General features: G+C 45.6%; 1 protein-coding gene. It reads left to right on the top strand.

The features are described from left to right. Window positions 1–261, top strand: a 261-nt coding sequence (locus HUS66_RS17690) for a hypothetical protein (RefSeq protein WP_217488183.1), incomplete at its 5' end; no start/stop codon positions are given. Window positions 262–447: the final 186 nt, after the last annotated feature.

The following is a 447-nucleotide window of genomic DNA, read 5'->3' as shown; positions in this document are numbered from 1 at the left end:
TGCAGAGTTCTGAATATGACATGGATACAACACCTTACCGATTTGATCAGGTGTTGCACTCAGAATTTGCGGGCAAGCTTAGGGGGCACAGATAATGGGCTGGCCCTAAGCAATAGAGCTTTGCAAGGCGTTGATTTGTGGATGGAAAAAAAAATGCGCAAAGTCTTCTTTATGAGTGATCACCTGGTTCAGGCACTTAAATCCGAAAAGCTCTCCCAGACATTAAAGCCCTACCGTTGCAGAGTGATTGAGCAGGTGTGATCACCAGCGCTAAATATAATCCATTTATCGAGAGGGGCGGGGTCATGGCTGAAATGTTAGAGAAACTATCATGCGCTACCTGATTTTAATGTACGTCATCATGACCCTAGGGTTCTTCTGGAACTTAAAGTGGTCGCTAGTCGTATTCACGATCACCTGGGTGCTGTGCCTTATCTTCAAGCGCTA

It is taken from the genome of Onishia taeanensis (assembly GCF_013349955.1).
Lineage (GTDB): Bacteria > Pseudomonadota > Gammaproteobacteria > Pseudomonadales > Halomonadaceae > Onishia > Onishia taeanensis_B.
Note: the sequence above shows the minus strand (reverse complement) of the source record. Positions and strands in the feature narration are given on the sequence as shown.